Raw genomic sequence first — 12,484 nt, forward strand, 5'->3', positions numbered from 1 at the left:
CGGGCGCAAGAGCCACAGAATCGCGCAGGCCGGCATGCAGCTCGTGCACGAGGAACGCCGCATTTTCGGCAGCCTGTCGGTGGAGGAAAACATCGTCCTCGCCGGCATCACCGCGCCGAAACGCTGGCCGCTCGATCGCATCTACGAGATGTTTCCGCGGCTGAAGCAGCGGCGCAACAACCGCGGCACCGAGCTATCCGGGGGCGAACAGCAGATGCTCGCGATCGCACGGGCGCTCGTGCGTGATCCCAAGATCGTGCTGCTGGACGAGCCGTTCGAGGGACTCGCGCCCGTCATCGTCCACGATCTGGTCAAGGCCTGCCGCGAGCTCGCCGCCGCCGGCCAGACCATCGTGCTGGTCGAGCAGAACCTGGCGGCGACGCTGGCGCTGGCGACACGGATCTACATCATCAACAACGGACATATCGTGCACGAAGGGCCGGCGCGGGAGCTCAAGGCCCAGCCGGAGCTGCTCCAGCGCTATCTCGGCGTCTAGAGAGCGGCGATCATTCGCCTGGCGTGAGCGGCGAGCACCGCCGTGTCCTCCTTGCGCGTCTGCGCCGGCAGCAGCTCGATTCCGGCCCTGACCGGCATGACGTGCATGTGCAGGTGAAAGACCACCTGGCCGCTGGCCGGCTCGCTGAACTGCTGAAGGATGATGCCCTCGGCGTCGAACGCCTTCATCGCGGCAATCGCGATCCGCTTGGCGGTTCGGGCGACCGCGGCGAGGTCGTCATCCGCGATGTCGAGGATGCCGCGTGCCGGCGCCCGGGGAACGACCAGCGTGTGCCCGGGCGAACGCGGCATGATGTCGAGGAAGGCGAGGCTACGGTCGTCCCTGAAAACCTCGAAACAGGGGATCTCGCCACGCAGGATCTTTGCGAAGACGTTCTGATCGTCGTAGGGCGTCATGGACCCTCCTTGGTTGCGAGGCGCGATCTGACGCGCTCCTTTTCATTGACGCAAGCAAGCCAGCCGATCTATCCACGATGCTAGGCAGGATGGTTCCATTGGCGACAGATTTCGATCCAGGACACAGCATCGAGAGTGCGCGGCGCGTGCTTGCGGCACGGCTGCAATCGGCCGGCATCGAGCAGCCCGCCCTCGATGCGCGCCTGCTCGTCGGAGCTGCGCTGAGGCTTGATCTGACCGGGATGGTGACGCAGGCGGGCCGACAACTCGCGCCTGAAGAGGCTGCGCGGCTGGAAGCGTATGCGCAGCGCCGGCTCGCGCATGAGCCCGTCGCCCGCATTCTCGGCGCTCGGGAATTCTGGGGCCTGCCGTTCCAGCTATCCGAGGCGACGCTGGTCCCGCGGCCGGATACCGAGGCCGTGGTCGAACTGGCGCTCGAGATCTTTCATGGGCTTACGAATTCGGGACGGCGCCCGTGCATCGCCGATATCGGCACCGGATCCGGCGCCATCCTGCTCGCGCTGCTGCACGAAATTCCCGGCGCCGTCGGCGTCGGCACCGATCTCAGTCTGACCGCGCTCAAGACCGCCAGAGACAACGCCGCGGCTCTTGGCCTCGCCGACCGCGCCAGCTTCGTCGGCTGCTCCTACGCAGCGGCGCTCCGCGGCCCGTTCGACCTCGTCGTGTCGAATCCGCCCTATATCCCGTCGGCCGAAATTCCGAAATTGAGCATCGAGGTGCGCGAGCACGATCCGCACCTGGCGCTCGACGGCGGCAATGACGGTTACGACGCCTATCGCGCCCTGATCCCGCAGGCGACTGAACGTCTCGCTCCCGGCGGAGCACTGATCGTCGAGGCCGGACAGGGCCAGGCCCGCAATATTGAAACCTTGATGACGGCTGCCGCGTTGGTCGTGGACAGGCCGCCCAAGGCCGATCTGGCGGGCATCCCACGGGCGGTTTCGGCCCGGAAAATGCCCCCATAAAAGCCGGATTGGGCTGCAAAAAACCTCTTGGAATATCCCTTGGGAACGACTACCTTCCTATCAACACATCGGTGCCGGCCCCGTAGACCTACGGGCGAAAGCCGGGCTCTCGGGCGAGAGCTTACTGATAATGGTTCCAAGCCGCAGGTCCTGTTGAGCGCGATGGCCATTTGAGCTGCGCTGCTTACCGACCGCAACGTGAACGAAAGCCTGATATTGCGCTTGAAGACTTACGCAACAAAGCAGGGCTTGTTTCGGCAGGCGATATGAATGGGTTCGCTGGCGATGGATGCTGGCGGTGGGGAACGCGTCTTTTGTTGAACGCGACGGTCGACGAACATCGGCAGGGATCAATCCGCTCTTGCGTGCGGTTGCGCGCAAGCGATGTGAACCGCTGTCATCAGGTCACTCTCGGCAATCAGTAATGCGTGCAACCTTTAGGGCTGGAATTAAAGGCAGGACATGAGAAACGGTCAGAACAAGCAGCGGATGCGCAACCGCAACAATAATAATAACAATAACAACAATAATAACCGGCGCGGCCAGAACCCGATGACCCGGGTCTACGAGTCCAACGGACCTGACATCAAGATCCGCGGCACGGCTTCGCATATTGCTGAAAAGTATCTCCAGCTCGCGCGCGACGCGCGCTCCTCCGGAGACCCCGTTGCGGCCGAGAACTACTACCAGCATGCCGAGCATTATTTTCGTCTGATCGCGACGGCTCAGGAACAGTTCCGGCAGAACCAGCAACCGCGCGGCGACGAGCCCATCAGCAACAACAGCGGTGACGACGGCGAGGACGACGGCGAGAATTTCTCGAATTTCGGCCAGGAACCGGGTTTTGTCCCACAGCCGCCACCGCCGCCCTTCACCCGCGACCGCGACGGCCCGCGCGATCATCAGCCGCGTGATCATCAGCCCCGCGACAACCATGCTTATCAGCGCGACAACCAGCAGCCGCGCGAGCATCGCGAACGCGACCATCGTCCGCAGCCGCAATATCAGCCCCAGCCGCAACCGCTACCGCTGAACCAGCCTCAGCCCGTCGTCGCCGACGCCGTCAGCGTCGATCGTTTGCCTTCCTTCATCACCGGCCCGCAGCCGCAGGTGAGCGGTGGCGCGCCCGGCCAGGCCGGCTTCGAAGGTGGTGGTGGCGAGCGCTTTCCGCGGCGGCGCCGCCGCCCGAATGGCCCGCGCCCCGAGCGCGAAGCCGCTCCGGCCGCCTCAAGCGACGAAGTGGCTCCCGGCGAGTAAGCCTTTCGCCGGACATCTTGCGCCAGATGTCCTGACCCGAATCGTCCCGGCATGTCCGGGACGATTTGTTTTTAGCCGCGCGTCGCCGTCGTCGAGGATGGTACCAGCACCGGCTTCGCCAGTGATGGAATGAGCCGCGCCCGCTCGCGCTTGGCGGGGATCGCGCGGTAGACCTGCTTGGTCGCCTCGACGATGTGCACGCCGGCGAAGGGCAGCGACAGCGCCGCGCCGGCCCGCTCCCACATCTGTGCGGATTTCAGCACCCAGCCCCCGGCATAGGGCGGCATGAACAGCGCCTCGCCCCAGGCGGTCGGGGTGAACCAGGTCTGGCGCAACAGGTCCGTGATCTGCGAACGCGAATAGGGCCGGCCGTGACCGAACGGCGTGCTGTCGGTGCGGGTCCACACCCCGCGCCGGTTCGGGATGACCGCAATCACGCGACCGGACGGCGACAGCACGCGCCATGCCTCGCGCAGCAGCGCGGCCGGATCGTCCGACATTTCCAGTGCGTGGACCAGCAGGATGCGATCGACCGCGGCGTCGGGAAGCGGCAGCGAGAACTCGTCCACCAGCGAGGCAAGCGCCGGCCGTCCGGTGGGCCATTTCAGGACGCCCTGGGCCGAGGGCATGAAGGCGATGCAGCGCTCCGCGTCCTCGCGGAACAACCCGAGATAGGGCGTGGGATAGCCGAAGCCGAGCACCCGCTGGCCATCGACGCGCGGCCAGCGCTCCCGAATGCCGCGATTGATCATTTGCCGCGCCACAATCCCGAGGCGACGGGAGTAGAACTCGCGGAGGTCGACGACATCAATGGTCATGATCGCAATGTAACATGCACGAGGCGGCCCCCGCGCGCGGAATATTGCATTGCCTGCGCAACGTTAACGCCATATTTGTCTGACGGAGCTGAGCGCGATCGGAGATGACATGGCCGCCGAAATTCGTACTTTCACCTGTTTAAACGACAATTTCGGTTACCTCATCCACGATGTGGAAACCAAGGCGACGGCGTCGATCGACGCGCCGGAGGCCGGCCCCATCGTGAGGGCGCTCGAGCGCGAGGGGTGGCAGCTCACCGACATTCTGATCACCCATCATCATGGCGATCATGTCGGCGGGGTCGCCGAACTCAAGCAGAAATACAATTGCCGCGTCGTCGCGCCGCATGACAAGACGACGGAGATCGCAGACGTCGACCTGCGCGTCGCCAATGCCGAAATCGTCAGGGTCGGCAGCTTGCTGGGGCGCGTACTGGAGACGCCCGGCCACACGCTCGACCACATCTCCTATGTGTTCGACACCGACAAAGCGCTGTTCGCCGCCGACACGCTGTTCTCGATCGGCTGCGGCCGCGTGTTCGAGGGCACCTATCCGATGATGTGGGATTCGCTTCTGAAGCTGCGTGCCCTGCCCGACGACTTCAAGCTCTATTGCGGCCATGAATACACGGCCTCCAACGTCAAGTTCGCGCTGACCGTCGACCCCGACAATGCGGCGCTGCAGTCGCGCGCGGCGGAGGTGGCGAGGCTGCGGGCCGAGAACAAGCCGACCATTCCCGCGCTGCTTGGTGACGAGAAGCGGACAAACGTGTTCCTGCGCGCCGACGAACCCTCGATCGCAGCCAGGCTGCACATGAAGGGCGCGGATGCCACCGCGGTGTTCGGCGAGCTGCGCGAGCGCAAGAACAAGTCTTGAAGAACAGATCCTGACGGGAATCGATGCCGACCGCAGCCGAGATCATCGCGCGCCTCGAACTCCGCCCGCATCCCGAAGGCGGGCATTACCGAGAGACGTTTCGCGACCAGACCACCGACGCCAACGGCCGCGCGCGCTCGACCCTGATCTATTTTCTGCTGGCGCGCGGCGAGCGTTCGCACTGGCATCGCATCGATGCTGTCGAGAGCTGGCACTATTACGCCGGCAGCCCGCTGACCCTGCGGATAGCGCACGAAGGCTGCTCCCAGCACGAGGTACGGCTCGGTACGGACCTGTTGAACGGCGAGCGGCCACAGGCGATCGTGCCGGCCGATGCGTGGCAGACGGCAGAGACCACCGGCGAGTGGACCCTGGTCGGCTGCACCGTGGCGCCCGCCTTCGAGTTCGCGAAGTTCGAGCTCGCGCCGAAGGGCTGGGAGCCCTAAGGCCCTGTCGCTTCGGCTTGCGCCGGCAATGATGCTACCGCTTCCGCAGCAACATGTCCTTCGCCGCAATCAGGCCGCCGCCGGCGATCAGGATCGCGGCGATGGTGATGTTGGCGCTGGCATTGGCAAAGCCAGCGGCGATGAGGAAGCCGGTCGAGAGCAGCGGCGTCGCATAGGAGGCGGCGCCGAGCACGCGGATGTCGCCACGCTTCATGCCGATGTCCCAGGCGTAGAACGCAGCACCGACGGGACCGATGCCGAGCGCGATGACGGAGAGCCATTGCAGCGTCGTGTCCGGCCACACCGTGGTTTCAAGCAGTCCATGCATCAGCGCGGCGAGCACCGCGGTGGCGAGGCAGAATCCCGCGACCGCATCGGTCGGCACCGCCTTCAGTCGCCGCGACAACACCGAATAGATCGCCCACACGAACGCTGCGATGAAGGCCGCGGCCAAACCCGGCAATTGTCCCTGCGTGAAGCCCGAGGTGTTACCGGCGAACAGCAGCACGGTGCCGACGAGGCCGAGCAGGGCGCCAACGACGTGATGCACGGCAAGCCGCTCGCCCGGCAGAAACGACGAGAACAGCACGATCAGGAGCGGCCACAGATAATTCAGCAGGCCGGCTTCAGCCGGTGGCGCAAAGCGCAGCGCGAGGAAATACAGCGCGTGATAGCCGAACAGTCCGCCGACACCGACGATCCACACGACCAGCGGCTGACGCAGGCTTTTGGCCGCTGCGCCGCGGCCGATCCAGGTGAGCAGGCCGACGAGCCCGCCGATCGCGAACGTCATCGCGGCCAGCTGGAATGCCGGGATCTTTCCGGTCGCCACCGTCATCACTGACAGCAGCGACCACATCAGGATCGCGGTCAATCCGATCAGCGTTGCGGTGCGGGGAGTCATCGATCAAAGGCTCTGAGGACGTTTATGCCCGGCACAAGGCCGGGCATTTTCGTCCTCACTATCGCCTTGTCGCGACTGAAGCTACATATTTTGCCTCAGCGACGTTGCGCCAAGAGAATGGGCGCCATCAGGCCTGATATTGGCCGCCATTGATGGTCAGCGTCGAGCCGGTCATGAAGCCGGCCTCGTCCGCCGCCAGGAACACGACCGCACGTGCGATCTCTTCCGGTTCGCCGAGCCGGTTAACCGGGATCTGCGGGATCACGTTCTTTTCCAGGACGTCCTTTGGCACTGCCTGCACCATTTCGGTGTTGATGTAGCCGGGGCAGATCGCGTTGACGGTGATGCCGCCCTTGGCGTTCTCGAGCGCAAGTGCCTTGGTGAAGCCGATGTCACCGGCCTTCGCCGCGGAATAGTTGACCTGGCCAAACTGTCCCTTTTGGCCGTTGATCGACGAGATCGAAATGATGCGGCCGAACTTGCGCGCACGCATGCCTTCAATGATGGGACGCGTCATGTTGAACAGCGAACCGAGATTGGTATTGATGACGGCGTTCCACTGCTCGAGCGTCATCTTGTGGAAGGCGGTGTCGCGGGTGATGCCGGCATTGTTGACGAGCACGTCGATCGGCCCGACGTCCGCCTCGACCTTCTTCACGCCCTCGGCGCATGCATCGAAACTGCTGACGTCCCATTTGTAGACGGCGATGCCGGTCTCGGCCTTGAACTTCTCCGCCGCCGCGTCGTTGCCGGCATAACTCGCCGCAACCTTGTAGCCGGCCGCCTTCAGCGCTTTGCTGATCGCAGCTCCGATGCCCCGCGTACCACCCGTCACCAATGCAACACGTGCCATATCGTATTTCCTTCCCTTGGACTCTTCGGACGTTTCTGAGTGATCGTTTTTAAGTGCGGATTATGGGGGACGTTTGACGGACATCAAGAACAAAACGCCCGGCGTCGAGCCGGGCGTTTCTCTTTAGTCGAGGCTTGTACGGTTGCGAAGAATATTTGATTTGCAACCGCTGCCTTTTTAATCGCGTGCAACGCACTCAGTCACGTGTGCAGCGCACGCGCAAATGACGCGTCAACTATCTCAGTCGCGCGCCACACACATCGCGATACCCATGCCGCCACCGATGCACAGCGTGGCGAGGCCCTTCTTCGAATCGCGCTTCTGCATCTCGTGGAGCAGCGTCACCAGCACGCGGGCGCCGGAGGCACCGACCGGATGGCCGATCGCGATCGCGCCGCCGTTGACGTTGACCTTGGAGGTATCCCAGCCGAGGTCCTTGTTGACGGCACAGGCTTGCGCAGCGAAGGCTTCGTTGGCCTCGATCAGGTCGAGATCGCCGACGTTCCAGCCGGCCTTCTTCAGCGCGGCACGCGAGGCCGGGATCGGGCCCGAGCCCATGATCTTCGGATCGACGCCCGCCTGCGCCCAGGACACGATGCGCGCGAGCGGCTTCTTGCCTTCCTTGGCGGCCTGCTTGGCGGTCATCAGCACCACGGCAGCAGCGCCGTCGTTGATGCCGGACGCCGAGCCCGCGGTGACCGTGCCGTCCTTCTCGAAGGCGGGACGAAGCTTCGCCATCGCGTCGACCGTTGCGCCATGGCGCGGATATTCGTCGGCGCTGACGACGACATCGCCCTTGCGTCCCTTGATGGTGACGGGAACGATTTCGTCGTTGAATTTACCGGCCTTCTGCGCGGCCTCGGCCTTCTGCTGCGAGGCGACCGCGAACTCGTCCTGCTGGGCGCGGGTGATCTGCCACTGCCGCGCGACGTTCTCGGCGGTGTTGCCCATGTGATAGCCGTTGAAGGCGTCCCACAGACCGTCCTTGATCATGGTGTCGATGAATTCGACTGCACCCATCTTGACGCCGCCACGCAGGTACTGGGCGTGCGGAGCCATGCTCATGGATTCCTGGCCGCCGGCGACCACGATCTCGGAATCGCCGTTGAGCAGCGCCTGATAGCCGAGCGCAACGGTGCGCAGGCCCGAGCCGCAGAGCTGGTTGACACCCCAGGCCGGGCTCTCGACCGGAATGCCGGCATTGATCGAAGCCTGACGGGCCGGGTTCTGGCCCTGGGCGGCGGTCAGGATCTGGCCCATGATGACTTCGGAGACCCGGCCGGGCTCGATGCCGCCGCGCTCCAGCGCGGCCTTGATGGCAATGGCGCCGAGATCATGGGCGGGAAGGGTTGCGAACGCTCCGTTGAAGCTTCCGACCGGGGTGCGGGCGGCGCTGACGATGACGACATCGTCTGACATGGGCATCTCCTGGGTTGAATGGGGGCAGACGGGGCTGGGGAAACGGCTCGCCAGTCTCGGACGGCATCCTGTTAACGTCGTTGAGGCATGTCAATCGGCCGGTGGCCGAATTCATCCCGCAGCGCATTCAAAATAGCGTTCTTGGCGCTTTCGCAAGCACGTTTTTGCTGCCCGATTAACCGTGGCGCACAAAACGGTAGCGTGACCCCTTTGAAAATGCTTATTTTGTTGCGTTGCGTACTCTTCCCGCCCTGCGGCATAGCCCGTCAGGTTCCCGTTCTCCGCGCTTGCAAGTGAGAGCCCATGGCGAAATCAGACCAACCCACCACGATCAAGAAATACGCGAACCGCCGGCTCTATAACACCGGGACGAGCACTTACGTGACGCTGGAAGACCTCGCCGCCATGGTCAAGGATGGCGAAGATTTCCTGGTTTACGACGCCAAGACTGGCGACGACATCACCCGCTCCGTGCTTGCCCAGATCATCTTCGAGCAGGAGAACAAGGCCGGCCAGAACCTGCTCCCGACCACCTTCCTGCGCCAGCTGATCCGCTTCTACGGCGACAGCATGCAGATGGTGGTGCCGAAATATCTGGAGCAGGCCATCGCCTCGCTCACTCAGGAGCAGGAGAAGTTCCGCAAGCAGATCGCCACCTCGCTGTCGGGAACCCCGTTTGCGCCGCTGGAGGAACAGGTCCGCCGCAACATGGAGCTGTTCCAGCAGACCTTCTCGATGTTCAAGCCTTTCGCGCCCGGCGCAGCCCGCCCCGCGGGCTCCGCGGAGCCGGCGCCCGAGCCGGCCGCCGAAGCCCCAAAGGACAGCAATATCGACGATCTGCGCCAGCAGATGAAGGACATGCAGGAACGCCTCGAGCGGATGTCGAAGAAGGACGAGTAGGGGTTCCTGCCACGCGCTAACGCGCCTTGCTGCCACAACTCCGCCGTCGTACCGGCGAAGGTGGGGAAGCTACGCCGCCAGCTTCACTGCGTGGGCAAAGTCCCAATAGAGCTTGCGCGCGCGCGTGTAGAGCGGGCCCGGCTGCAGCTCGCGATCGTCGATGCGGATCACCGGCGCGACTTTTGCGAAATTGCCGGTCGAAAAGATCTCGTCGGCGGCGAGGAAGTCGGCGTAACGCAGCGTCTTCTCGACCACGGTGACGCCGTCGGCGCGAAGCAGGCTGACGACGCGCTGGCGGGTGATGCCGTTGAGGAAGGTGCCGTTCGGCACCGGCGTGTAGACCACGCCGTCCTTGGCCATGAACACGTTGGAATTGCCGAACTCCGCGACGTTGCCGAGCATGTCGAGCATCAGCGCGTTCTGGAAGCCGCGCGAGGCGGCCTCGGCAAGCGCGCGCGAATTGTTCGGATAGAGACAGGCGGCCTTGGCCTCAACCGGGGCGCATTCGGCGGTGGGCCTGCGGAACGGCGACAGCGTGATCGCGTTGCCGACCGGCTTTGGCATCGGCGCCTCGTAGATGCACAGGCACCAATCGGTGGTCTCGGGGTCGAACAGCACGCCGCCGCCCGCGCCGTTCCGCGCCCAGTACATCGGACGAACGTAGAGCTCGGCATTCGGCGCGAAGCGTGCGATGCCCTCGTTTGCGAGTGTCATCCAGGTTCCGGAATCGACCACCGGCTTCAGGCCAAAGTTGATCGCGGATTGATTGGCGCGGGCGACGTGGCGGTCGAGATCAGGCGCGACGCCTTCGAACGCCCGCGCGCCGTCAAACACGACCGAGCCGAGCCAGGCCGCATGCGTGCGCGGGCCCATGATCGGCACATTGCCGTCGTGCCATTTGCCCTCGAAGAAGGTCCAGCTCGGCGAATATTCGATGGGCTTTTTGATCTCGGCCATGACCGGCCTCTCCCTTGGCGTGGTGCCGCATTATAGCGCCACTATTGGGCGCAATTTCTAAATGATTCCCTGCGGGAAAATGGTGAGTTACCCTCCCGCGAGGGGAAAGGAAGCACCATGCCGCTCGATCCGCTCGCAAAGCGCTTGTTGACCATGATGGCTGCGGCTGCGCCGCAGGCACGGAGCCGGCCGAGCGTGGAAGCACGGCGGCAATCATTGGCAAAGCTGATGCAGTTTGCGCGCGCCGATGCGCCTGACGTGCCGACGTCCGACGGCGTGCTGCCTGGTCCCGGCGGCGCGCTGCCCTATCGTCTCTATTCACCCGCAGGCGCCGATGATCGCGCGCCCGGCTTCGTGTTCTTTCACGGCGGCGGGCTCGTTGCCGGCAGCATCGCCACGCATGACCGCATCGCGGCGGCGTTGGCACATGCGACCGGTTGCCGCCTCGTCTCGGTCGATTACCGGCTGGCGCCAGAGCACAAATTCCCCGCCGCCGTGGACGATGCGATTGCTGCCACCGAATGGGTGGCGCGCGAGGCCGCATCGCTCGGCATCGACGCCGGGCGTCTGGTGCTCGGCGGCGATTCCGCCGGTGCAACGCTCGCTGCGATCGTGTGTCAGGAGGCGGCGCAGACAGCTGGTCTTTCCATCGTCGCGCAATGCCTGATCTGCCCGGTGCTGGATTTCGAGGAGGCCTCGCCTTCGCGCGAGGCGTTCGCCGAGGGCCACCTGATCGACCGCGTCACGATCGAAGCCGATCTCGCCGACTATCTGCCCGAAGCCTTGGACGCTGCCGATCCCCGCATCTCGCCCTTGCGCGCGACACGGCTTGCGGGCTTGCCGACCGCCATCATTCACACCGCGGAGTTCGACCCGATGCGCGACGAGGGCAATGCCTATGCCCGCAAGCTGCTCGCTGCGGGCGTCACGGTCGAGCACGTCTGCCACGAGGGCATGGTCCACAATTTCCACGCCATGGGCGCAATTCTGCCGCAGGCGCAGCTCGTGCTGTCGCAGATCGGTGAGCAGGTCAGGCGGGCGGTGGGGACGTGAAGCACCTGGTGTTGCCGCCTCCCGCAACGGGAGAGGAAAGAGAATGCCTCACGCTCTTGCCCCGATGACGGAACGCGCCGCCGCGACGTAGTTTGGCCAATGCGCATCCGCATAACGCTCGGCCTGTCGCGCGCAGGTGATTTCGGGCGCATGCGCAGCTGCGATCATGCGCGCAAAGCGCTCTTCGGCGACCGTCACATCATCGGCCGCGGTCGAGGGCGCGGCTCCAGCGGCGGTCGGCGCAACGGCGAGTCCCGCCAGTCCGGCGAGCAGGATGCGGCGTGACGTGTCCATGGCTGTCGTTCCCTCTTCATTGCACTTCGATCGTGACCGGCGAATGCATCGCCATGGCGGCGGCAGGGTACCGTGACGCTTCCGTCCAGTCCAGCAGCTGGGGCAGTGTGGTCAGTCCGGCACCGGCACGTCGAACGTGTTCAGCGTGACCGACACCATGCAGTAAACGCCGACGAGATAGGACAGTTCGGCCGCACCGTGCTCGCCGAATTCCTTGACCGCGGCCCGATAAGTCAGTTCCGGCAGCACGCCGCCGCTGACCAATGCGGACGCCACGTCGTAGGTGACGGCTTCCTGCTTGGTGAGATCGACCGGCCGCTGTCCGGCGACGATGGTCGCGAGCTTCTCGTCGGAGAGGCCGCGCTGCTCGGCAACCAGCACATGCGCATAGAGCTCGTAGCCGGAGCGGAAATGCGAACCGGTGACGAGGATCGCGACCTCACGCACCGGAGCCGGCAGCAGCGGGTTCGCCGCGATCGCCTTGACCAGCTCCCACACAGGCTTGCCGAAGCGCGGCTCGCGGATCCATGGATTCCAGGGCCCGAGCAGCGCGCCGTCGTCGCGCATGTTCACAAAGCCCTTGAAGTGGTCCTTGATGCCCGCTCGCATGTCGTCATAGAGCGGCTTCTGTTCGGCACTCAGGTCTTTCGGATCGAGAATGGGAAGGCGCACGGCAGGTCTCCTCGTTAAGAAGCCGCGAAACTCGCCCGCAGGCGCTCGCAAGGCAAGTGAAGTTGCCGTGACATTCGGTTTGGGGCGAGCCGATGGCGTCGGTTACGATGCTTCCGGCCGCACCAGCGGCTCGCCC

15 protein-coding genes are annotated in these 12,484 nt (G+C 64.6%); 7 read left to right on the forward strand and 8 right to left on the reverse strand.

The features are described 5' to 3' along the window. Window positions 1–496 (forward strand): ATP-binding cassette domain-containing protein (locus IVB32_RS22075; RefSeq protein ID WP_247411434.1); only part of this gene is annotated, 496 nt, incomplete at its 5' end. Here the strand turns inward: IVB32_RS22075 and IVB32_RS22080 are convergent. Beyond that, window positions 493–912, reverse strand: a complete 420-nt coding sequence (locus IVB32_RS22080) for an HIT family protein (RefSeq protein WP_018452887.1) — start codon at window positions 910–912, stop codon at window positions 493–495. The genes IVB32_RS22075 and IVB32_RS22080 overlap by 4 nt on opposite strands. An 89-nt stretch (window positions 913–1,001) precedes the next feature. Here IVB32_RS22080 and prmC point away from each other — a divergent pair, with 89 nt between their 5' ends. Both prmC and IVB32_RS22090 read left to right on the forward strand, forming a co-directional pair. Next, window positions 1,002–1,898 carry a peptide chain release factor N(5)-glutamine methyltransferase gene (gene prmC, locus IVB32_RS22085; RefSeq protein ID WP_018452886.1) on the forward strand — a complete coding sequence of 299 codons (897 nt, stop codon included), beginning with the start codon at window positions 1,002–1,004 and terminating at the stop codon, window positions 1,896–1,898. Between the two features lie 462 nt (window positions 1,899–2,360). Next, window positions 2,361–3,155, forward strand: coding sequence for a DUF4167 domain-containing protein (locus IVB32_RS22090; protein WP_018452885.1), 795 nt, complete (start codon window positions 2,361–2,363; stop codon window positions 3,153–3,155). A gap of 71 nt (window positions 3,156–3,226) precedes the next feature. Here the strand turns inward: IVB32_RS22090 and IVB32_RS22095 are convergent, their stop codons facing one another. Next, window positions 3,227–3,973 carry a methyltransferase domain-containing protein gene (locus IVB32_RS22095; RefSeq protein WP_007599158.1) on the reverse strand — a complete coding sequence of 249 codons (747 nt, stop codon included), beginning with the start codon at window positions 3,971–3,973 and terminating at the stop codon, window positions 3,227–3,229. Window positions 3,974–4,082: 109 nt separating this feature from the next. Here IVB32_RS22095 and gloB point away from each other — a divergent pair, with 109 nt between their 5' ends. Both gloB and IVB32_RS22105 read left to right on the forward strand, forming a co-directional pair. Next, a complete protein-coding gene (gene gloB, locus IVB32_RS22100) occupies window positions 4,083–4,850 on the forward strand; it encodes a hydroxyacylglutathione hydrolase (protein WP_018452884.1) in 768 nt (255 codons plus the stop codon). Between the two features lie 23 nt (window positions 4,851–4,873). Beyond that, a complete protein-coding gene (locus IVB32_RS22105) occupies window positions 4,874–5,296 on the forward strand; it encodes a cupin domain-containing protein (protein WP_018452883.1) in 423 nt (140 codons plus the stop codon). A gap of 34 nt (window positions 5,297–5,330) precedes the next feature. On the opposite strand, the gene IVB32_RS22110 is transcribed toward IVB32_RS22105, so the two are convergent. The 3 genes from IVB32_RS22110 to IVB32_RS22120 all read right to left on the reverse strand — a co-directional run bounded on the left by IVB32_RS22110 (window position 5,331) and on the right by IVB32_RS22120 (window position 8,472). Beyond that, complete coding sequence (locus IVB32_RS22110; protein ID WP_018452882.1) at window positions 5,331–6,200, reverse strand: EamA family transporter; 870 nt, start codon at window positions 6,198–6,200, stop codon at window positions 5,331–5,333. 127 nt (window positions 6,201–6,327) lie between these two features. Next, the gene (gene phbB / locus IVB32_RS22115; protein ID WP_018452881.1) at window positions 6,328–7,053 is read right to left on the reverse strand and encodes an acetoacetyl-CoA reductase; all 726 of its coding nucleotides are present in this window, start codon (window positions 7,051–7,053) and stop codon (window positions 6,328–6,330) included. 240 nt (window positions 7,054–7,293) lie between these two features. Beyond that, complete coding sequence (locus tag IVB32_RS22120; protein ID WP_018452880.1) at window positions 7,294–8,472, reverse strand: acetyl-CoA C-acetyltransferase; 1,179 nt, start codon at window positions 8,470–8,472, stop codon at window positions 7,294–7,296. A gap of 303 nt (window positions 8,473–8,775) precedes the next feature. Here IVB32_RS22120 and phaR point away from each other — a divergent pair, with 303 nt between their 5' ends. Continuing rightward, a complete protein-coding gene (gene phaR / locus IVB32_RS22125) occupies window positions 8,776–9,372 on the forward strand; it encodes a polyhydroxyalkanoate synthesis repressor PhaR (protein ID WP_018452879.1) in 597 nt (198 codons plus the stop codon). Window positions 9,373–9,441: 69 nt separating this feature from the next. On the opposite strand, the gene IVB32_RS22130 is transcribed toward phaR, so the two are convergent. Then, window positions 9,442–10,329, reverse strand: coding sequence for a branched-chain amino acid aminotransferase (locus IVB32_RS22130; protein WP_018452878.1), 888 nt, complete (start codon window positions 10,327–10,329; stop codon window positions 9,442–9,444). 117 nt (window positions 10,330–10,446) lie between these two features. Between IVB32_RS22130 and IVB32_RS22135 the strand changes: the two genes are divergently transcribed. Next, a complete protein-coding gene (locus tag IVB32_RS22135) occupies window positions 10,447–11,382 on the forward strand; it encodes an alpha/beta hydrolase (protein ID WP_018452877.1) in 936 nt (311 codons plus the stop codon). A 48-nt stretch (window positions 11,383–11,430) separates the two neighbouring features. On the opposite strand, the gene IVB32_RS22140 is transcribed toward IVB32_RS22135, so the two are convergent. Both IVB32_RS22140 and IVB32_RS22145 read right to left on the reverse strand, forming a co-directional pair. Next, the gene (locus IVB32_RS22140) at window positions 11,431–11,676 is read right to left on the reverse strand and encodes a hypothetical protein (protein ID WP_018452876.1); all 246 of its coding nucleotides are present in this window, start codon (window positions 11,674–11,676) and stop codon (window positions 11,431–11,433) included. A 111-nt stretch (window positions 11,677–11,787) separates the two neighbouring features. Continuing rightward, window positions 11,788–12,348 carry a carboxymuconolactone decarboxylase family protein gene (locus IVB32_RS22145; protein WP_018452875.1) on the reverse strand — a complete coding sequence of 187 codons (561 nt, stop codon included), beginning with the start codon at window positions 12,346–12,348 and terminating at the stop codon, window positions 11,788–11,790. Window positions 12,349–12,484: the final 136 nt, after the last annotated feature.

Source organism: Bradyrhizobium sp. 23 (assembly GCF_023073295.1).
GTDB lineage: Bacteria > Pseudomonadota > Alphaproteobacteria > Rhizobiales > Xanthobacteraceae > Bradyrhizobium > Bradyrhizobium canariense_D.